The organism is Sporosarcina sp. P16b, from assembly GCF_002743065.1.
GTDB lineage: Bacteria > Bacillota > Bacilli > Bacillales_A > Planococcaceae > Sporosarcina.
This window is the reverse complement of the sequence record NZ_PDYO01000019.1, coordinates 1-20,959: the sequence shown is the minus strand read 5'-3', so window position 1 is coordinate 20,959 and position 20,959 is coordinate 1. Positions and strand designations below refer to the sequence as shown.

Sequence of the window (20,959 nt, the reverse complement as noted above, 5' to 3'; positions counted from 1 at the left end):
ACTGCACTTAATATTACACTTACGACAATTTAAGTGCATTTCTTAATCTATCACTCTCCCATCGAAACACTGGACTTATATTTTCTTTGACTATGCTAAAGGTAATCTTGCTACCTATATGTCCTACTTCTTCCATCCATGGGCATGATGTCGTCGTTTGAGTACGTTCGTTTCGATCATTCTTAGCCAGTACTTATAATCCTCCTTTGTGTTTTAAATTGATGTATATCTCATTTACATACACAATTCTTAGATACCCCGTCGCGTACTCCCCAAACTTATGATTTTTATTTCTTCAAAGAAACAACGACAAAAAGTAGACTATTATGTACATTCTCAAAACGTATGAACACAAGACAACAACATCATAAAGGTACCAGGTCCCTGTGATTATTCTTTCACACGCTCCACCAGTCCGTACAGCTCATTCCCTGAACTGTCCACTCGCTGGATCAAGCCAATATCATTCAAAAAAGTACCTGTGCGTGAAACTTTCATGATCGCTTCAACATTCACGATTGTTTCTCACACAGGTACCTTATCGATCTATATCTTTCACCGGTCATAACTGTGCATACTTCTAAATGATTTTCTTGTCTTCGCTATGAATGTATATCAAATAGAATCATATATGGCGCTTCTTTTACTGATATACTAAGGGTAACGATTGTTAAGAATATACTATTTATTAGTACAAGTGAGGGATGATAGTGAAAAAAGCTTGGAAGTTAGCAGACTTTAGTAAATTGAGTGGTATGGAGATTCTACTATATATCTTGATGTTTATCGCAGTTCCAATAAGCTTGACCTTTCAAAGCAAATTATCGATTTTATTTGTTTTCTATATGGTATTTGCGATCGTCTTATTTTTAGCCATATGGTATCACAAATATAAAGAAGAAAGTGCTTATCCAAAATATTACGAAATTTCGCTCTCACTTTTTCTAATTATCTCGATTACCGCTTTTTATTCTTTATTGACTCCGAATTTAAATGCAGCAGGATATGTCTCTGTAATAGGCTTCCTTGCTTATCTGTTCGCAGTATATATCATACTAATTTATTTCTTTAACTTCCTATACTTCCTTGTACTTAAGCGAGTGTTCCCTTCAGAAAAAGCACACAGTGAAGATGAAGTCGAGGAATTGAGCTTGAAAGAGCCCTCAAAGACTATGGACTTGGATAAACAAAAACAATATTTGAATATCACCATTGTGAACAGCTTATTATCTGTCATACTCATAGCCTATTTCACTTTATTTGGTATGAAGAAGTGGAAGTCCACAGTAGAATTTGAAGAATCTCAGGCCTTAAAAAGTTTATATGCTTGGATAGAAAACCAAGATTCCATCACCTTATTTAACGGAGTCAGCTTATTATCAGTAGTCATCACGATATCTGCACTAACATTTTCTGCTCAAATTAAAATTTTTGATGAAGCTAAGAAAGAGTATACGAAGGAATCAAAACAGGAATGCACGTCAACGAATTACTGAAGTTGACCTGCCGTCCTAAATGAAAGGTACCTGTGCGGGAAACAAATATGATTGTTTGTTTCCCACACAGGTACCTTATTTTGTTTCTGGTACAAGTACTTTATTTCATGTAGCAGTCAACGGATTTTGTTGTTTAATCTCTTGTATCGATAAATGTACACTATAATTTCCATACTCAAGAATTTTATCTAGAAAGAGATTCAATTGTTCTTGGTGGTTGAGTTTTACTTTAATATGGTAACAGCCTTCGCCTGACACGCGGTGAACTTCTACTACTTCCTTACAATCATTCATGAATCGTATAAACGCATCATGGTTCGCTGTTTTCATATATATAATAATAAACGCTGTATAAGATAGTCCTACTTTCATTTCATCGACTTCTAGAGAGAAGGCTTTAATTACACCGCTATTCTCAAGTTTTTTTATACGATTCCCTACTGCTTGTCCCGTCATATGAATTTGTTCACCTAAATCTTTCCATTGAATACGTGAATTTTTGGATAATAATCGTAGGATTTTAAAATCAATGTTATCAAGTTCCATAATTAATTCCTTTCACCGTGAAATTTTTTGAGCTGAAAGTGTTTCGCCAACATATCGATAAAAATTAATATACGAGATATGATTATAGTGTACCAAAATACTTTCAATGAGGTGGAGAAATAATGAGCACAGCGCTAATTATTGTAGATATTCAAAATGACTATTTTCCAAATGGAAAGATGGAATTAGTTAATCCAGATAAAGCTGCCGAAAATGCTGCCAAAGTTCTTGAATGGTTTAGGGAGAACGATAAAGAAAATATTTTTCATGTTCAGCACATCGCAGCTGATCCAGCTTTAGGATTCTTCCTCCCAGATACGGATGGTGCGGAAATACATGAAACTGTTCAACCTTTGGAAAACGAAAGCCTAATTATCAAACATTTCCCTAACAGCTTTTTACAGACTGATTTGGAAAAAAAGTTACGTGAAAATGGTGTTACCGAGATAGTCGTGGTAGGTATGATGACGCATATGTGTATTGATGCAACAGTCAGAGCCGCAGTAGATCTGGGCTTTGAGACAACTCTCATTGAAGATGCATGTGCGACAAGAGACGTATCTTATGGGGGTAAAGACGTTCCAGCTGAACAGGTTCATTACGCGTTTGTCGGTGCCCTTAACGGTATGTATTGTGCTGTAACTTCAACTGAGGACTTCTTGCAATAAGAAGCTAGATAATCTCACGAAAGGTACCAGGTCCTCACACAAATCTAGTTCAATTCAGAATTGTTTCCAAATTGTGTTGGGACCTGGCACCTAATCAGCCAGCATCATTTACCTAAATTAGCGATTGCGTAATCAGCTTCTGCTTGTGTGAATTTCTCACCGTACGTAGAAGTCAGCTGGTCTCTAACCGCTTCCGGTGACATACTCATAGTATCCTGATACGTTTTGGCCTTTTCCAAAGCATTTTCATTAAAATCAGCTTGCAAATTATCAATTGCATACTGTGCTTCGTCCTCTGTAAACTTCTCGCCATTTTCAGAGACAAGTTGTTCCAGGATTCCTTGCTTTGACATATGCATAGTATCAGAATACGTTTCGGCCTTTTTAAATGAAAGGTTTCTGCGCGTGAGATTTTCATGAAAGTTTAAACATTTATGTTTGTTTTTTTACACAGGTACCTTATTTCATTTTTCCTCTTTTCTTAGTAATTAATCACTCCACCCACACCCCTGTCTAGTATTTTTCTCCATACGAAAATGAGACGTTTAATCGCAAACTGATTAGACGTCTCATTTATTATTTATGATAATAGGTAGTTTAGTTACTTAATTTATTTAACTTTTATTTTCTCTTTGCCTAACTGAATATACCAATCGCCTTCCGCAAATCTCGTTTCAGATACTTCATATACTTCAACTTTCGTCACGCTAATATCTGGATTTAGATCAGATACTGCTTTAGAATCGTCAATGCCTGTTTCTACAGAATACGCAACCGAACCATCAAAATCAGAACTATACTTAGTTTCATTTCCGTCTACTAGATTAACCGTGGGATAACTAAACATTCCAACAGGCTTATCTGAAACATTTTTCATAGTGTATTGGACCGCTACCAAAACTGATCCCTCTGGGGCTTTTTTACCTAGAAATTGTGGATCGCCAATTTGTGTTAGTTCTTCAACTTGCGTTAGTGTAATATCTAGTTGTTTAATATTTATTGTATCGCCTACTGAATAAATAAATTCTTCTTTTTTCTCATCGTTAGCTTTTGTCTGTTCATTAGCAACTGCCGTTTCATCGGTATCGGTACCATTACCGCCACCTAAACTACTAATGATAATCAGTACTAATAACGCACCTAAAAACGTCATGATTTTATGGCGCATAAACCAATTACGCTGATCTTTTCCACATTGTGGACATTTCTTTACACCTTTTGCGATATCATTATCGCAAGCTTTACATTTTACCAGAGATGACATCTAAAAATCCTCCTATATGCCTAATTATATTTACTCAATCATATACCATAATTAAACATTAGTCTATATTTTTTAGCTGTTTAGCTTTTAAAACTATAGTGAGTAATAGTATCTACCCATAAATAATCCTCACACAACTTTAAATCAATTCAGAATTGTTCACTAACTGTGTGGGGACCTGTTACCTTCTTTATTAAAGGTATCCCATTTTGCAAATTTCCATTAGAAATACTACACGCGCCCTTTTATCTATTTAAAAAGACGATGTATCCTTTTTAGAAATACTCTCTATATGAAGTATGAGGAGTACTAGATGAATACTCCTACAACACTTTACTCTTGGAGGACCACCATATGAAATTATTAATTAACGAAGATCCGATTCCATTATTACCTTCATTAGCAATGAAAGTAGGACTGAACGCTGCGCTATTCCTGCAACAACTTCACTACCGTTTGAACATTTCAAAAAACATCCGTGACGGTCATAAATGGGTGTTCAATACGTATGACGACTGGATGGAAGAATTTCCGTTTTGGTCGTTGAACACGATTAAACGGATTACGTACGACTTAGAACAAAAGGGTTATCTGATTTCCACTTCCAAGCACAATAAGATGAAAATCGACAACACAAAATGGTACCGGATCGATTATGAAAAGCTGCCATTTTCCTATATGCCAAATGAGATACCGGCGAACCCAAAATTAGATGCTCCACCGTCTCAACATGAGACGATTACCGACTCACAATTGGACGCTGTGCAAACCCACACTGGTACGACGGCGTATCCCACTATGGGACGGCCTATAACCAAAGAACTTAAGAAGATAAAAAATAAAACCATTGTCGAGAAGAATCTCGACGTCGCACATTCTGTTATTGAATACCTAAACGACAAAACCGGAAAACATTTCAAAGCGGAGTCCGCTGCTACCCGTAAATTCATCAACGGTCGAATCAAAGAAGGCTACACACAGGAAGACTTTATTCGTGTCATCGACCTAAAGACCAAGCAATGGTTGAACCACCGTGAATTCAATACGTTCCTACGACCCTCTACTTTGTTTAACGCTACAAACTTTGAAAACTATAGTAATGAACTAGTCGTAGCAAAGGAACCGAGAGGAGAATCATATGTTCCACCAGTTCTCGATTTTAGTGGTGGTGAGAGATTAGCGTTGGATAGTGAACTATTGAATTAGCGTATTCTTGGCCTTGGTCTTGTTTACCTGTGCATCACACAAGTCAGGCACTGTTCTGAATTGTTTTTAAGTAAGAAAAGGCACCTGTGTGAAACTTTGATGATTGTTTCTCACACAGGTACCTTGTTTTCAGCTTTTAGGGCATTACGAATGAGTACACGATTATTGATTACACTGAGCTAACAACATGGCAAGCGCCAGTCGTCACGATGAAAGCACCAGTATATCTTGGAAATAGTGGAAGTCCTGTACTAAACTGATTTCACTCAATCGAACATCTGTTAACAAGTAGCCTTGAAGTATTTAAAGACTACGATTCGCAATCTGTCTTAATTCTAAAAATGCATCTATCAAATGATTGGTTAACTTCTGCGCATGATCTGCTTCATCCGCATTGGAGGAGATATTAATAGAAATCGTTTGATCTAATAAAATATAAGCGAGTCCAAAACCACCTTCAACGACTGGGCCGAATATTCGATACTTTACATTGTCATAAGCCATACCACTTGTCGAAATAAAATCATGACGCAGTGTCAAATAGCCAGGGTCGCTAAAGAGTGCAGGTGTATCCGTCATACCGATGTCTACCCCGTGTAACTTATACATTTGCTCCAGGCCGTACATATGTCTTTCAACACCGAATCCTTTACGGCACGTTATGATTCGATTTGTATGAGCCGCGCTCGCCTTTTGCATTAAGGCATACAACACTTCACTACTCTCTGCACCGTTTTCTAGCGCTTTCACCAAGTTCAGCTTCTCCATACTGGTCGCTCTCGCACATTCTGTTCTTCCCTCATAAAATGCACGGACTGAAACGGGTTCATACACGCTTCTACATACGCCAAACGTTCTGTACTGTGCAATTTGTAAGGCCATATGAAAAAAAGCGTCCGGACTCATATTCAGGTTTTTGATTTCATCTGAACCAAAGCTGTTGAAGGTTCTCGTTTTAATAAAAAACTCTTTTTTGACTCTCGCATGATCTTCTTCGAATCTCATTAACGACTTCTCAATCTCCGCAGATAATTCCCATTGTTGTTTTTCCATTCGAGTGGGTTCAGTCGTATAGATGGTTTCAGGCTCTTCACTTTCCAGGCCTTCATTTACATAGCTAATGACAGCAAATATCGTCGTACCATCAACCGAAGAATGCTCGATGCTATAACCCAATTCACCTTTTTTAGTGAGGATGACTTGGATGGTTTTATCAAAGTATTTGTTCGTTCCATTTAACATTAAGTTCTCAATCGCTTCTTCGGAATTACTACTTTCTTCATCCATAGAAATGACAATGAGCGAATCCGCTATCGTTTGTAAAGTATCCGCATTCACTTTAGATACGGTGAGTTGATCATATATCTTCGCAGCTTCGTCTCTTTTCCCAGTTGTAAAAATTCCTACGTTAGCGCCTTCACTTTGCTCTTCTTGAAAAGATTTTTCAATAGCATCTGCGATTTCACTGCTTTGATAAATTTCACCTTCACTATTGGTTACGTTCACTTTATAAACATTTCTATTATATAAAATCATGACATGGTTATTTCTTTTCTCGAATGCCGCTAGTCTAAATTCATCTCTTTCTACTCTCGGAATGCGAATGGACTTAAAAAACTTCTTATATTGACTCATATCTTGGGGCACACCATTTTGTATGACGGGCGCTACTTCGCCATCAATTATTAAATGATATAATTCCGTAACTAAACGGCTAACCCTTCCGGCAAGTTCCGCACGCGTATATCGATTTTCATGCTTTTTATTATCTAATAAAATATTGAAATGCATGCCCGTTGGCAAAGGGTCGCGGAAATTTAAATACATATCATCCCATAAAGGCTTTAGCCAACTACCTTCCATTTTGGCATCCCATTCGCACAATTTTTTTTGAAGTTTTTCTGCGTCTCCATCCACTTTGAAGAAATGGGTAACCACCCCCGTAGTTTCTTTAAGTTGTTCATCGTTTAAAAGTGGTTCAACCCATTCAAGAAGTTTCTCCCTTGTACTCGTTACTGGCGGTATGGGTAAAGATGGTAATTTATTTTCGTAAGCAAATGTCTTTTTTATAATAATTAGTCCCCTCATGATTCATTTCCAAGCGTTTATCATTTTTCACGCTAAAAAGAAGATCGGATTTCCAATCTTCTTTTCAAGCCATTTATTTGTTGTGGTTGTTGCTTTCAATAAAATCGTTCAACCGAAATTACATTTCAATCGCGATATGTATGGATAATAAGTGTAAACAGTTGGTTTGGCATCTTCAAATAGTATACCATTTTTCTGTTCACGGTGAAACCTTGAACAAAGCTTCACAAAAGGTACCAGGTCCACACACAACTCTAGTTCAATTCAGAATCGTTTCTAAATTGTGTGGGGACCTGGTACCTACTCAACCCGAAACCAGCTCCGTCCCCACTTTTCAATCTCCTCCCAAAACTCTTTTTTCTTCTCTTTCTTTTCTCTTTCTTCCTTTGTCATTTTCTTCTGCTTCTTCAGCTCTTTTATTTCTTTATCAATTAACGACAAATCAAATTTCTTCACAGTTAATTCGCTGGCTGATTTTGAAACAACCTGCGCAAAAATGGGCGGTGCGGTAACGCTACTCGTGGAGGTTAAATAATGGTCGGCATCTGTTTGATCATATCCGAGCCAGACCGCACCGGCAATATCCGGTGTATAGCCAACAAACCAATGATCTTTTGAACCGTCCACTCCTTCAAACGGGAGCTGTGTGGTGCCCGTCTTCCCTGCCACGTCCACACCGGGAATTTGTGCTTTTTTGGCAGTACCTTCCGCAACAGCCCCTTGCAGCATATAGGTCATTTGCTGGGCAACTTCCGCATCTGTCACCTGCACAGACTCACCCCGCCACTTTCCGAGCACTTTTCCTTCCGAATCTTTAATTTCTGTGATCGCATGAGCTTCCTCCATCACTCCATCATTCGCAAACGCAGAAAACGCTTGTGCCATCCGCAAAGGAGAAGTGCCTTTGACCAGTCCTCCCAAGGCTAATCCAAGTGCACGGTCATTTTTTTCTAATGGAATTCCAAACCGTTCAACAGCACGAACTCCATTTTTGATGCCGATCTGATCTAACAGCCAAACGGGAGGGATATTATACGATTGTGCGAGTGCATCGTACATGGTCACGTTCCCTCTATATTTCTGATCAAAGTTTTTCGGAGAATACCCATCCATATCTATCGGTTCATCCACAAGCAAATCCGACATATGGTACCCTTGCTCAAGTGCCGGCGTATAGACGGCAAGCGGCTTTAGCGCAGATCCAGGCTGCCGGATGAGGTCAGTCGCATTATTAAAGCTTCCATGCGTATATTCTCCTCTACCACCGACTAACGCCAGGATCCCGCCTGTTTTAGGGTTCAAGAAAACAGAGGCGCTCTGCAAAATTTGATCTGGAGTGCTCTTCGGAAAATATCTATCATCCGCATACACTTCTTCCAGCGCATTCTGGACCACCGGATTAATTTCTGTCGTAATATGCAAACCGCCGGATAGCACTTCATTTCTCGTCAAATCGTACATATTGACCGCCTCGTCCACTACACGGTCGATATAATAGGGATATTTCGCTTTATAATCTGGCACTGTCGAATCAGCCAGTTCTATTTTCTGTCCTATCGCTTCATCGTATTCTTGCTGACTACTATACTGTTCACGTAGCATCAACGACAACACCAGATTGCGCCGTTTCACCGACTTTTCCATATTTTTTGTTGGCGCTAAATGCGACGGTGCTTTAATGATGCCTGCGATTGTCGCAGATTCGCTTAACGTCAATTCGCTGACATCCTTACCGAAATAGGTCTGCGCCGCACGTTGAACACCCCACGCCCCGTCGCCGAAATAGATTTGGTTAAGGTAACGTTCCATGATCTCCTCTTTCGAATACTCCCGTTCAATCTTCTTTGCGAGGATCAGTTCTTTGAATTTACGCGAGTACGTACGCTCCTGCGTCAAAAAGACATTTTTCGCAAGTTGCTGCGTAATCGTACTGCCCCCTGCCACGATTTTACCTTTAAATGCGTTCTCGAGTAAGGCGCGTCCCATCCTCAAATAATTAATGCCGTGATGTTTGTAGAATCGTTGATCTTCCACGGAGATAACTGCTTCGATCAACGTATTCGGAATCTGGTCGATCGATACACCTTCAATATTCGAATTCGAAACCTTACTGATGACTTCTCCGTTCGGATCGTAAATAACCGTCGATCTGGGTGCGGGTTCTTCGAGTTTACTCACGTCACTGAATGTTATGAAGACATTCAGTACGAGTAGTGTGCAAAGAACGGCAAGCAGTACACTGATGGATACGAAACGGATGATCTTTTTCTTCAGGCTAATTTTCTTTATTGGCGTTTTTTTACGCTGTTGTTCTTTATATTCGGATCTTTTCATATAGGATTCACCTGCTTTATTGCTGAGGATTTTTATTGGTAGTATACAGCATAGTATAGACGATGGAGGTGTTTGAAGGTTGCGGATTTTGTCTTTTGGGGGATTTTGGTACGAATGTATGTAAAAAAGATATTACTCAGAAGTTGGGCTTCTGGGTAATATCTTAATAAAAATATCTGTGCATGAAACTTTCATGATTGTTTACACATTCACGGTTGTTTCGAACACAGGTACTGTATTTTTATTCAAAAACCATAGCAGATTGAGAATAGAAAGGGCTTGAAAAATCTTCGCTACTACTTTGAATTCTATCAATAATTTCAAGACTTGAATTAATACTTTTCAACTCGGAAATAATAGCTTCATTACCAAATGACATTGTTTTAGCAGTTGATTTTAGCGCTAAAGCTAAATCAGGTAAATCTGTAGAAACAAGATATTTCATAATAAGACATCCGAATAGAGCTGAACCCATAGCGTCTACGGGCCACAAGTGTCCAAGTACACTCTGTTGGGAATTAGTTAAACTAGAAGCAATTCCAGTAAAACCCATACTATTATATCTGATTTCTGATGTTGCACTCTGACAAGCGTTTAGAACTAAATATCTTTTAATTAATCTTTGAATTTTAATTTCTGAAAGCTCTTTTGTAGTTATGTATGCATCTGATGAAACGATAATCCGAGAATTTGGTGGGTTATTGTGATCGAATTCACCATGAGTAATTAACCAGATAACATCGAATTCATAGTCAGAATATTTTTGTAGGAACAGATCTTTGTTACATTCCGTTTCAGAATAAACTTCATAACTAATTTCCCTGTCATCTAATAATACTTTGAGGGCGTCTACTTCAAATTGCGCTCTATATAAAGTGCTATCTGGATTTGCCCAAATTAATACTTTTCTCACGCTTTTAAGAGAATTAAGTTTTTTATTCGTGCGTAAAGTTACAATTTTACTTTCAATTAAATTGTCTAGTAATGGAACAATAGGGGTATTAGTCCAACATATTTCTATGAATTCAATATAATCATTAATAGAATCCTCCAAAAGTTTACTCAACTTCTCTACTTCAACAAATTGGCCTAACATATTAGTATAATCTTTAGCAGTATGAATATACATTCTGTCTGCTAGTTTTACTTCCAATGATTCGGGTGCCTCAATTAATGCTGTCCAACTATCTTCCAATATATCTTTGGCCTTTAATATATCTGTAAGAACCCATTTACTCTCTGCTTCAAAGTAAGTAACCTCTCCATGGTTAGAAAAAATGTATAAAGGCTTTTCAGTAGTTAAGTTTAAAATTGAAACCAGAATACATTTATCTTGGAAATTAGTATCTGCATTATCAACATCATTAAAACAATTCCATAAATAAGTTACCTTTATAATCGAAATCCAATCTTTTTTTTCGTAAAAGTAAGTAATTGCTTCTAGGAAAACAAATGTATATTTCTTTTTATACAAATCTAGCATTATTCTCGTTGGATATGAATTTCTAGCATCAAATAGTAGTGATTCAATCTTTGCTATGATTTCTTGGCTAGAATCGGAGTGATTATTTTTTATGATTAATAACATTTCTAACGAACAAACATCTGAAGGATGTTTTTCTTCAGTAGGTATCGCTAATGCAATTTCACTCCACATTCTATCCTTATAGACCTTTGCAAGTGTTTTTGCTATTTCATAACTGTATGTATATCGTTTTAATGAAGATTGTATTGAAAACTCATTCAAAAGCAGTTGTTCAATTTCTCTAAAAGTAGTTCCAATATCATTTTTGCTAAGCAATAATTCTAAATAGTATGTATAAAAAAGTATGTCTGAAATTGATGCTTTTTTACCTAAAATCACATAGGGTTTTATACTAAAAAAGTAATAACTAGCTTCATTATTTATGTCACCTATTGTGATAGCATTCTTAAATAACAAGTAATATTTACCTACGAAATTTTGTCTGTTAGATTCATTTATTTTTGCATACATGATATTAACTTTTCGAAAGAGTAGTTCATTTTTTAAAAATTCATCGCCTTTTTTTGTATCACGATTATAAATATTTACCCATGGATCTCTAGCTTTTAATAATGCGTTATCAAGTTCTCCAGTTATTCCTAAATGATTTAATTTGGATGCTAAAAGTGCATACATACCCATTGCAAATATATGAGGATCAGAAAATTTAGCAAACCTTCTGTCAAAGAAAATGTCATTACTTAAAGTTATTCCATCAAATTCTCTTAATATAAACCTTGATTCCAATTTACCAATCTCAACAAATGCATCACAAATATTATTAGTAATTTCAATTTGCAAAGTATAGTCTTCATGTGGAAAAACCAGGGAAATACTACAAAATAAATCATAAATTTCTTTCAAAGTGCTAATTTGATGGTTAACTTTCACTTGGTTACACAAGATTATTAATGAATGAACTTTTTCTTCATCAACAAATCGTATCTCTTCTGCTAATTTTGTTACTTTATTAAATTTTGTACTTATCATAAATTCAATCTTCCTTTCCAATTTTAATTTTAACCTCGGGAATAGTTAGAATAAGTTATACTAATTTGTACTTAAAAGTTTAGGGGAAATACGAGTATGCTTAAATAATAATATAAGTATTTGATCTTGTTTACCTGTGCATCACACAACTCGGGCACTATTCTAAATTGTTTTTGAGTTGTGTAATGCACAGATAGATTATTTAGGGATATCACACAAGAGTTCCCCCTCATGCGATATCCCTTATACTCTCCTTCAATATCCAAAATTCACCGTCAATAATTAAGTTCATAAACTTGTGAAGCAGAAACATTAATCAGGCCATTCAACACCCGGACCTTTATTTCCATGCCGGTGATCATACCTGATACCCCGTCCCCTACTTCACCCGTAAAATAAACGGGATTTTCAAACTTTACTTCCACTGTGCCGGCTTTCTTAGCTGTAACATGAAATACATTCGTTCGGGGATCTCTTGTAATGTTTGCAATGTGTTTCGCATTTTTTGTAACGACAGTGTGCTTCCCGATATTACGTGCCGCCTTCTCATCATAATACCCATTCTTTTCAAACAGCTCTTCCACGTTGAATGTATAAAACGGCCGCTCTCTCAACACATCCATGTCGTAATGAAAATAGGCATGCTCCGGCTCTTTCACATGCATCGCATAGCGGATTTCTTCACCACTATTCAGCTGGGCAACGGCATAATAGTTGCCCGGCTGGCGAATCGTTATACAAGTCTTTTGATCCTCTTTGCATATATGGAGAGCTGCGTCACCCTCTAGCAATTCAACAGTTGCTGAATAAAGTCTGACTTTCTTGATTTTCTCAGCTTTAGACGATTCCAGCGGTGCCTCTGTCGGCAAATAATCATCTGTTTGCTCAATTGAAAGTTTCAGTCCGTCAGCTGTTTTTTTAACATGCACATAATATTTCCGGTAGATCTCCTCATCTTCATTCATTGGCGAGTCTCCGTTATATCCGCTGACATTCAGTGTCGCAGTTCCTTCTTTCAGTGCTATAAGTTGCAGTCTACCCGGTCCATACGCTGTGTCGCGAGCGACAATCGACTCGTACACGTCCTGATCCTCTTTCCAAATCACTGAATATATTCCGTCCATCCCAAGCTCTTCCGGTTTAAATGAAACCATCGCAGGTTTTTCATCTTCTGTTGCTTTCATCATCTTAGCTGCTTGTCCCCTCGTCACCGGCTGATTCACACCAAAACGGTCCGGCGCAATGCCGCCCGCAATTCCAAACTGGTGAAGTATCAAAATGCTGGCACTGTGAGACTGGTTGCCCGCGACGTCTTTAAAAGGATTTTTCATTCCGTAGAAATCATAACGCGGCAAATCGAATGCTTTTACAAGAATAGAAGCGAGCTGTCCCCGTTTCACTGGATCATTCGGACCAAACCGGCCATCTTCATAACCGCCAATGACATTTGCCTGCGCCAGTGCGGCAATTGCCTGATAAGAACCGTTTGTTTTTGCCACATCCTTGAAATGCGGATCTTTCACGTTTGAAGTGTCTATGCCTGTCAGTTTCACGATAATTGCAGCAGCCTGTCCGCGTGTCACTGAATTGCCGGGCTTAAATGTTCCATCTGGATAGCCGCCAATGACATGCCGTTCCGCTAGTTCATTCACCGCTTGTGCAAAATGCTTGCTCGCAGGTACATCAGAAAATATTTGTTCTCCAGCGGCACAACCAGCAACCGGAGAACTGCACGCCAGCACCAATGCGCCAAACATCGTTACAATTTTCTTCTTCAAATTTTCTAACCTCCCCATCATGGATCTGTATGTCGATTTGTCGTACAGACGGAGAAATCAGGTAAACGTTTCAATTTTTTCGGAGGTCTTTTAAAAAACTAAAAGGTACCTGTGCAAGAAACTTTCATGACGGTTTACACATTCATATTTGTTTCTCACACAGGTACCTTATTTTAAAAAGAACGTCTATTTACATTTTTGAATAGACGTCCCTCATTTTATTTTCGAATTCCATATACTTCGTTTCATACTCTTCAAGATGTTCACCGCTTGTCTCAAACTTCTCAACTACTTCTGCTGCGATCGTCTTTAGTTCTTCGAAGTCTTCAGTCATCCCAAGTTCTTCAATTTCTTTGTGGAAATATCCGATATACGTAATTGTCGAATTAGCAAGAAATTGTTCAGCATGTGCAAATTTCTCTCGATAGTCAGAACCTTCTTTCATGTCATTTACGGAGCTTTCAACGAAACTTTTCACGCTTGAAAATTCAGAGAAAAATGCTTCTTCCAAGTCGTCGGTTTCTTCATTGAATTCGTTGACCATTGGCGGACGTTCCATTACTTCGACTTTTGACTCATTGTCTTGTGCCGGCTCGACTTTTTGCACTGGTGAATCGACTTGCTTCGTTTCTTCGTCATCCGTTCCACAACTCGCTAACAATAGCCCAAGGATAACAAACGAACCCAATGCACTATTCATCTTTTTCAATTCAAACTCCCCTTCCATTTTTACTTTATCCTAACATATTTCTGGAAATTAAAAATACCTGCGTGTGAAACTCTCATGATGGATTACACATTCACGGTTGTTTCTCACACAGGCACCTTATTTTAATAGAATCTGATATTCCGAATTTATTGAAGGAAAGGCGCCATTAATACTTTTCCTGTTCCGCGGTAGACATTTACCAATCCTTCGCCTGAAGCCGCCGAACCCATAAGTGTTTTTCCAGAGCGCTCGACAGTAAATTCTAAACCGCCTGACCAAGCAATCGCCATATTCCCGTCGATTTTCAACTCATCATTTTCTAACTCAATTTCTATAAGTTCCTCTCTCGATACGGAAGATTCCAGTGCAATCGTTCCTTGCCCGGAAAGTCCAAGATTGAAAAGACCTTCCCCGCCCAATGCAGCAGAAGAAAGATTTGAGCGCATCACAGCCTTATGTTTTAATCCTGAATCACAAGCTAAAAAGAGTCCGTCTTCAATGACGAGTGACTGATCCCACTCGTCAACATCCAGTAGCAAAATATGCTTGTACGTTGGTTCTAAAACAAGTGTACCGGTTCCCGTGTACTCAGGTTTGATGGCCGATTCTTTGGTCACTTTGCCCCGAATCGCTTTTCCAATAAAGTCTCCTACTCCCTTGAGCCCAGTCGTCGCTTTCACATCTCCGGCCATCCATTGCATGGCCCCTGCCTGAATCGTAATGTTTGATTGACTGACATCGCAAACTAGCTGCCTTCTTCTTACATTCATTTCAGAAGCATAATATGCCGATTGGGCCGTAGCATGATCGATACTTAGTTCTCTTTGAAACTCTACTACTTTAAAAGGGCCTAGCTCCTCCCTGACTTTTACATTCTCGTTGTCTTCAAAATTTTTGATCGTAAACAGAATAATCGCCCGCTTTCTGATTTTCTAATTTGTTTGCAAGGTTATGGTAATTATAACATGATTAAGAGTAGTAGAATTCACATTTCTTATGTATTGATGATAGGCGTGCATGAAACTTTCGCAAATGGTACCAGGTCCTCACACAACTCTAGTTCAATTCAGAATTGTTTCTAAATTGCGTTGGGACATGGCACCTAATGAGCTAGCATCATTTACCTAAATTAGCGATTGCGTAATCAGCTTCTGCTTGTGTGAATTTCTCACCGTACGTAGAAGCCAGCTGGTCTCTAACCGCTTCCGGTGACATGCTCATAGTATCCTGATACGTTTTTGCCTTCTCTAACGCATTTTTATTAAAATCAGCTTGCAAATTATCGATTGCATACTGTGCTTCTTCCGCTGTAAACTTCTCACCATTTTCAGAGACAAGCTGTTCTTGGATTCCTTGCTTTGACATATGCATAGTATCAGAATACGTTTCTGCCTTTTTCAGTGCATTTGCTTTCCAATCAAATTCAAGATTATTCATTGCATACTCGGCAGCTTCAGCAGAGTATTTCTCACCATACTCTGAAGTCAATTGTTCAGAAATAGCCTTTTTAGACATGTTCATTGTTTTTGCATACGTTTCAGCTTTATTCAAAGCTGTTTTGAATTCTTTAGGTACATTGTCTTCTACTGGTTTTTCTTTCACCTCAGGTTCTACTTTTTCGGTCTCTGCTTCTACCTTTTCCGGCTTATCCTCCGCCGATGCCGTAACAGCTGGTTGACTTTCTTCCACGTCAGCACTCTCTGTGTCTTCATCATCGCTATTGACTGCCGCTATAATAATAATTGCAAGCAACCAAACCCACCACTTTTTATAAAATGGTTTTTTCTTTTTTTGCTGTTTCTCCATTTCCTGTCTCCCCTTTACGTTATGTAGTAGTAATATACAATCGGTGCCAATTTGGCACCTAAACTATATTTCCCCGTACAGACGTCAATTTCTTTAAAAAGTTTCAAACTATTTAAAGATACCCGATTTGCTCATTCGTACCCACTCAAAAAGCCATACAGCGAATAAAATACATTCGCTGCATGGCTATAGTACATTCTATCAGTCTGCATGTTTTTCTTTGTTTTTAAGAATATGACCCATAAAGTTCAGCATCGTCATAGCTGCTACTCGAGTCGTCGCACCAGTCGGATCATATTGAGGAGCAACTTCAACTAGGTCGAAACAAACGACGTTTCCTTTTTCAGCGATTCCAATTAAAATGTCATTTAGGAAATCAAACGAGAAACCTCCAGGTGAAGGAGATCCTGTACCCGTAGCCAATGATATATCGAAGCAGTCAATATCGATCGTCACATAGTACTTATCGGCTTTTGGAATTTTATTAAGTATACCTTCTACACCCAACTTAGCGGAATCGCGTGCTGAGATTAGCTCGCTTCCGTAAGCTTTTGCCGCGTCAAAATCTTCTTTTCGACTACTCCCTAATCCGCGCAAACCGATTTGTACCATATCTTTAATATGATCCATTTCAGACATTCTACGCATAGGGCTACCGTTTCCTAATGTCTGCCCGCCTGGTGCATCTGACCAGTCTAAATGTGCATCTAATTGAATGACGGTGATATCGCCTTCATCTTTTAATGCGCGTGCAACAGGGATGGAAATCGAATGGTCTCCTCCCATAATTGCAGGAATAGCACCTTTTTCTCGAATTTTTGCTACTGCATATTCAATTGCAGTAAATGCTTGCTCTATATCTCCATGGATGACATCCGCATCCCCTGCATCCACGATTTTTACGTCTCCGCCTAAAAATACTTCATCCCGTTCTGGATCGTAGAACCCTGCATTCCCACGTGCGTAATGCGTGGACACTTCTCGAATTCTTCTAGGTCCAAATCGACAGCCGCTTAAAAAGCCCACGCCCGTATCGTACGGAACCCCTAAAACTGCGATGTCTGCATCAATTTCTTCCCAGTCCGTGCAGATTGGATACTTAGCAAAAGAACAAATTCCTGTGATCGGCATATTAATTTTTTCCATTCGTTATTCCCCCATTACTAGTTTAATTTCCTAAAAGGTTTGCAAGAAATACAAATATAGGTACTCCGACGATATCTGTTAAAACTGTCCCCGCAACCGGGATAATGATAAACGCTTTCCTAGAAAAGACACCATATTTCGTACATATCGCATTCATGACAACCAATCCATTTGGCGTGGCTCCTAATCCATGTCCAATAAATCCTGCTGACATCACAGCCGCGTCATAGTTCTTCCCAAGCAATCTATATAGGATGAATACCGCAACTGCCATTGTCGCTAGTGTTTGCAAAACGAGAATTACTGCTAAAGGAAGAGCCAGATCGTACAGTTCCCATAACTTCAGTTTCATCATGGCCATTACTAAAAACATGTTCAATGAAACATTTGAAATTATATCCATTGCCGTGTCTGTCATAGGCACCCATGACGTTCGCTCATTGATTGAGCGGAAAATAATACCTAGGAAAAGACTAAATATATGGCCTGGGATGGAGAAACCAGTCACTTCTGTAATCCACTGTGCTGTTGGCAAACCGATGGACAATATTACAAAGATTAAAGAACCTTCTATGAGCACATTTTGCCAAGTAATCGCCGTCTTCTTCTCTTCAATCTCACTTGCAAGCGCATTCAAATCATCCGTGTCAGTTTGGATTTTTAGATTTTTTCTAGTGATCAGCCAATTGCCGACAGGTCCTCCAATTAACGAGCCTGCTATTAGTCCATATGTTGAAGCAGCCATTCCAATCGTTAATGCATTTGATTCACCAAATGACTCAATTAATGGAGCAAGTGAGGCTGCCATGCCATGACCGCCCTGCATAGATGCTTGTCCTGCCATTAATGCTGAGAGTGGATTAATGCCAGTCAGCCATGCTGCCCCGACACTAATACCGTTTTGCAAAATAGCCAGGAACCAACAAACCAACATGTAAATCAAAAGCAATTTACCGCCTTTTTTCAAAATCGACACGCCGGTAGACAAGCCAATGGTTACAAAGAAAACATACATGAATAAATCGTAGAGTGTATTGTCGTATTGAAACTCAAAAAGCCCTAATTCATAAGCTCCCCACATTAATAGTGAAAATCCAAAACCGCCAATTACAGGCCCTGGAATTGAATACTTCCAAAGAATTTCATATTTCTTTACGATCCATGTCCCCAAGATTAGTAACACTGCCCCGATAGCAGTAAAAGTAATCATATCGACATCCAGGATTAGCATTCCATTCTCACTTCTACTCGATGACATAGCAGTTCCTCCTTTCCATTTATCGCTAAACATCGCTTTTTGCTTAGGAGCTAAAGATAATTCCATAAAAAATGAAATCAAATGAATTAGAACTTTCTAAACACTCCATCTAGTTGAAATTGTATATCACTAGATATATAATGTCTAATATCGGATTATTATGAATTGATAACTTATAGTTATAAAGAAGAGGTGCTAAAATGGACATTCGCTCTTTAAAGCATTTTCATACCATCGCAGAATGCGGACAATTTACAAGGGCTGCAATACAATTACATATTTCACAGCCAGCTTTGAGCAATACCATCAAATCATTAGAAAAGGAGCTCGGATGTACATTATTTGAAAGAAGCACGAAAAGTTTGAAGTTGACCGAACCAGGAGAAATTTTATATAAACATGCGGGGAATGTATTGGAGTTATTCGATAAGATTTACAAAGAGATGGAGGACGCACGAAATGTAGGTAAAGGCAAAATCAATCTAGGAATGATTGAATCATACCGGTATTTCATTTCCCATATGATCGGAATTTTCAAGAGCAAAAATCCTGCTGTCTCGATGAAAGTACGGGAATTAGGACCGAAGGATATTGTAAAAAATTTAGAGAGCTTTGACATTCATTTAGGTATCACATCTATAGCCAATGATCACAACGACTTCAAATATATACCAATCTTCCAGGAAAATTACGTATTACTAACACCTCCTGATCACCGATTTAAAAACCTGACGAGTATTGAAATCATCGATTTGAAAAACGAAACCTTTATTCATAGCCTGGAAGGTTTTAAAATTAGAGAAACATTTATCAAAGCATGCGAGCATGTAGGCTTTTCACCCACAGTAGAATTCGAAACAGAAAGTTTAGAAACCGCATGTAGCCTTGTAGAGAATGGACTGGGTATATCGGTTGTACCAGAAAGCTTTCTCACCCTAAATCCATCGAAAAGAAGAAACGTAGTCTTCATAAAAGACTTCGCTTCCAAGAGAACAGTATATTTAGTCTATCAGCCTGAACGCTATCTCCCGCCTCCTATTCAAGACTTTATTGATATTACTCTTCAGTTTTCGAATGAGATTATTGTTCGTAAGTGATGGATTATTGGGAATGCGTCATCTATTATAGCGGTTCGGCCTGGCAGCTACATGTTATCGCGTGAATTTTCATGAAAAATACCTGTGCGTGAAACTTTCATGATTGTTTACACATTCACGTTTGTTTCCCACACAGGTACCTTATTTGAATTCTCGCCTTATGTTCTCAAGTAGTTTATTCTGCTTCAAAATCAATATCTATATCTTTCACTTTCAGTTTCAATTTAAGTTTTTTATCTTTTAGAACATAAAGGCTACCTAAAAACAGGGCTACAGCTAATGATTCTTTAGGGTTTTTCCTTATTGCATCTCCTAATGCTCTACCTACTTCTACACCTGCTTCAGTCATCTTATCCACTGGAATAGCTTTGATTATTTCGGACATTTTATGCACCTACCTTAATTTAAATATACTTTTATACGACCCTGAATTGTAGTGCGTTATTCTAATAGGTCAATTGCTTTTATAAAGGTACCAGGTCCTCACACAACTCTAATTCAATTCAGATTTGTTTCCAAGTTGTGTGTGACCTGGTACCCTATTTACATGAATAATCCATTATGAAATTAGTGTAAGGAACATCTACGAAAAGTTAACTTCCCAATTTTCATCACCACAACTCCGAACCTCTTCACACAGATTTTCTCACTCCAACAACATCTGAATTTTCATCTCTTTTTTCTTATCTTTAAGCACTTCTTCGCGCTATAGACGTAGGTTATTGTATATAGTTTCATTTTATTTTTAAGAAATAAAAAACGATAAAGCAACTGATTTCCACAGTTTCTCTATCGTTTTGATTAATAGGTATCTTATTTTTTAACGCGTCTCCGTAAGGATACTTGCAACATTCATTCAGAAATACTATATGCGCCCTTTTATCTATTTAGAAAGGCCATGTATCCTTTTCTAGAAAACTCTCTATATGAAGTATGAGGAGTACTAAATAGATACTCCTACACCACTTTACTTTAGGGGCTGAAGTTTCATATCTCCCCTTGGAAATGCACGCTCCGGTTTTGCCATTACATAAGGTGCTCGTGACAT

17 protein-coding genes and 1 pseudogene are annotated in these 20,959 nt (G+C 38.3%); 4 read left to right on the top strand and 14 right to left on the bottom strand.

Annotated features, from left to right (window positions below; translation table 11 throughout):
• Window positions 1–390: 390 nt before the first annotated feature.
• On the bottom strand, window positions 391–516 hold the full coding sequence (locus CSV77_RS17305) for a hypothetical protein (protein WP_255407107.1): 126 nt from the start codon (window positions 514–516) through the stop codon (window positions 391–393).
• A 194-nt stretch (window positions 517–710) separates the two neighbouring features.
• Here CSV77_RS17305 and CSV77_RS14820 point away from each other — a divergent pair, with 194 nt between their 5' ends.
• Window positions 711–1,496, top strand: coding sequence for a hypothetical protein (locus CSV77_RS14820; protein ID WP_099674002.1), 786 nt, complete (start codon window positions 711–713; stop codon window positions 1,494–1,496).
• A gap of 105 nt (window positions 1,497–1,601) precedes the next feature.
• Here the strand turns inward: CSV77_RS14820 and CSV77_RS14815 are convergent, their stop codons facing one another.
• Window positions 1,602–2,042, bottom strand: a complete 441-nt coding sequence (locus tag CSV77_RS14815) for an Lrp/AsnC family transcriptional regulator (RefSeq protein ID WP_099674001.1) — start codon at window positions 2,040–2,042, stop codon at window positions 1,602–1,604.
• A gap of 122 nt (window positions 2,043–2,164) precedes the next feature.
• Between CSV77_RS14815 and CSV77_RS14810 the strand changes: the two genes are divergently transcribed.
• Window positions 2,165–2,710: a cysteine hydrolase family protein gene (locus CSV77_RS14810; protein ID WP_099674000.1), complete on the top strand. Its 546-nt coding sequence runs from the start codon at window positions 2,165–2,167 to the stop codon at window positions 2,708–2,710.
• 104 nt (window positions 2,711–2,814) lie between these two features.
• Here CSV77_RS14810 and CSV77_RS14805 read toward each other — a convergent pair.
• Window positions 2,815–3,102: pseudogene (locus CSV77_RS14805) on the bottom strand (Ltp family lipoprotein); the annotation flags it as partial.
• 218 nt (window positions 3,103–3,320) lie between these two features.
• The gene (locus tag CSV77_RS14800) at window positions 3,321–3,974 is read right to left on the bottom strand and encodes a DUF4352 domain-containing protein (protein WP_099673999.1); all 654 of its coding nucleotides are present in this window, start codon (window positions 3,972–3,974) and stop codon (window positions 3,321–3,323) included.
• Window positions 3,975–4,328: 354 nt separating this feature from the next.
• Here CSV77_RS14800 and CSV77_RS14795 point away from each other — a divergent pair, with 354 nt between their 5' ends.
• On the top strand, window positions 4,329–5,180 hold the full coding sequence (locus tag CSV77_RS14795; protein WP_099673998.1) for a conserved phage C-terminal domain-containing protein: 852 nt from the start codon (window positions 4,329–4,331) through the stop codon (window positions 5,178–5,180).
• 303 nt (window positions 5,181–5,483) lie between these two features.
• On the opposite strand, the gene CSV77_RS14790 is transcribed toward CSV77_RS14795, so the two are convergent.
• From CSV77_RS14790 to gltS, 9 genes are all read right to left on the bottom strand, one after another.
• Entirely contained in the window at window positions 5,484–7,268 is a 1,785-nt protein-coding gene (locus CSV77_RS14790) for a choline/carnitine O-acyltransferase (RefSeq protein ID WP_099673997.1), read from the bottom strand.
• 300 nt (window positions 7,269–7,568) lie between these two features.
• On the bottom strand, window positions 7,569–9,602 hold the full coding sequence (locus CSV77_RS14785) for a transglycosylase domain-containing protein (RefSeq protein WP_099673996.1): 2,034 nt from the start codon (window positions 9,600–9,602) through the stop codon (window positions 7,569–7,571).
• Between the two features lie 241 nt (window positions 9,603–9,843).
• The gene (locus CSV77_RS14780; RefSeq protein WP_099673995.1) at window positions 9,844–12,117 is read right to left on the bottom strand and encodes a CHAT domain-containing protein; all 2,274 of its coding nucleotides are present in this window, start codon (window positions 12,115–12,117) and stop codon (window positions 9,844–9,846) included.
• Between the two features lie 275 nt (window positions 12,118–12,392).
• On the bottom strand, window positions 12,393–13,895 hold the full coding sequence (locus CSV77_RS14775; protein ID WP_158232083.1) for an S-layer homology domain-containing protein: 1,503 nt from the start codon (window positions 13,893–13,895) through the stop codon (window positions 12,393–12,395).
• Window positions 13,896–14,085: 190 nt separating this feature from the next.
• Window positions 14,086–14,604: a hypothetical protein gene (locus CSV77_RS14770; RefSeq protein WP_144034682.1), complete on the bottom strand. Its 519-nt coding sequence runs from the start codon at window positions 14,602–14,604 to the stop codon at window positions 14,086–14,088.
• Window positions 14,605–14,750: 146 nt separating this feature from the next.
• Window positions 14,751–15,374 (bottom strand): AIM24 family protein, encoded by a 624-nt coding sequence (locus CSV77_RS14765; RefSeq protein ID WP_233212270.1) that lies wholly within the window; start codon window positions 15,372–15,374, stop codon window positions 14,751–14,753.
• A gap of 346 nt (window positions 15,375–15,720) precedes the next feature.
• Window positions 15,721–16,410, bottom strand: a complete 690-nt coding sequence (locus tag CSV77_RS14760; protein WP_099673991.1) for an Ltp family lipoprotein — start codon at window positions 16,408–16,410, stop codon at window positions 15,721–15,723.
• A gap of 201 nt (window positions 16,411–16,611) precedes the next feature.
• On the bottom strand, window positions 16,612–17,556 hold the full coding sequence (gene speB / locus CSV77_RS14755) for an agmatinase (RefSeq protein ID WP_099673990.1): 945 nt from the start codon (window positions 17,554–17,556) through the stop codon (window positions 16,612–16,614).
• A gap of 22 nt (window positions 17,557–17,578) precedes the next feature.
• Window positions 17,579–18,814, bottom strand: a complete 1,236-nt coding sequence (gene gltS, locus CSV77_RS14750; protein WP_099673989.1) for a sodium/glutamate symporter — start codon at window positions 18,812–18,814, stop codon at window positions 17,579–17,581.
• Between the two features lie 200 nt (window positions 18,815–19,014).
• On the opposite strand from gltS, the gene CSV77_RS14745 reads away from it, so the two are divergent.
• Complete coding sequence (locus CSV77_RS14745) at window positions 19,015–19,911, top strand: LysR family transcriptional regulator (protein WP_099673988.1); 897 nt, start codon at window positions 19,015–19,017, stop codon at window positions 19,909–19,911.
• A 175-nt stretch (window positions 19,912–20,086) separates the two neighbouring features.
• Here the strand turns inward: CSV77_RS14745 and CSV77_RS14740 are convergent, their stop codons facing one another.
• Entirely contained in the window at window positions 20,087–20,296 is a 210-nt protein-coding gene (locus CSV77_RS14740; protein WP_099673987.1) for a hypothetical protein, read from the bottom strand.
• Window positions 20,297–20,959: the final 663 nt, after the last annotated feature.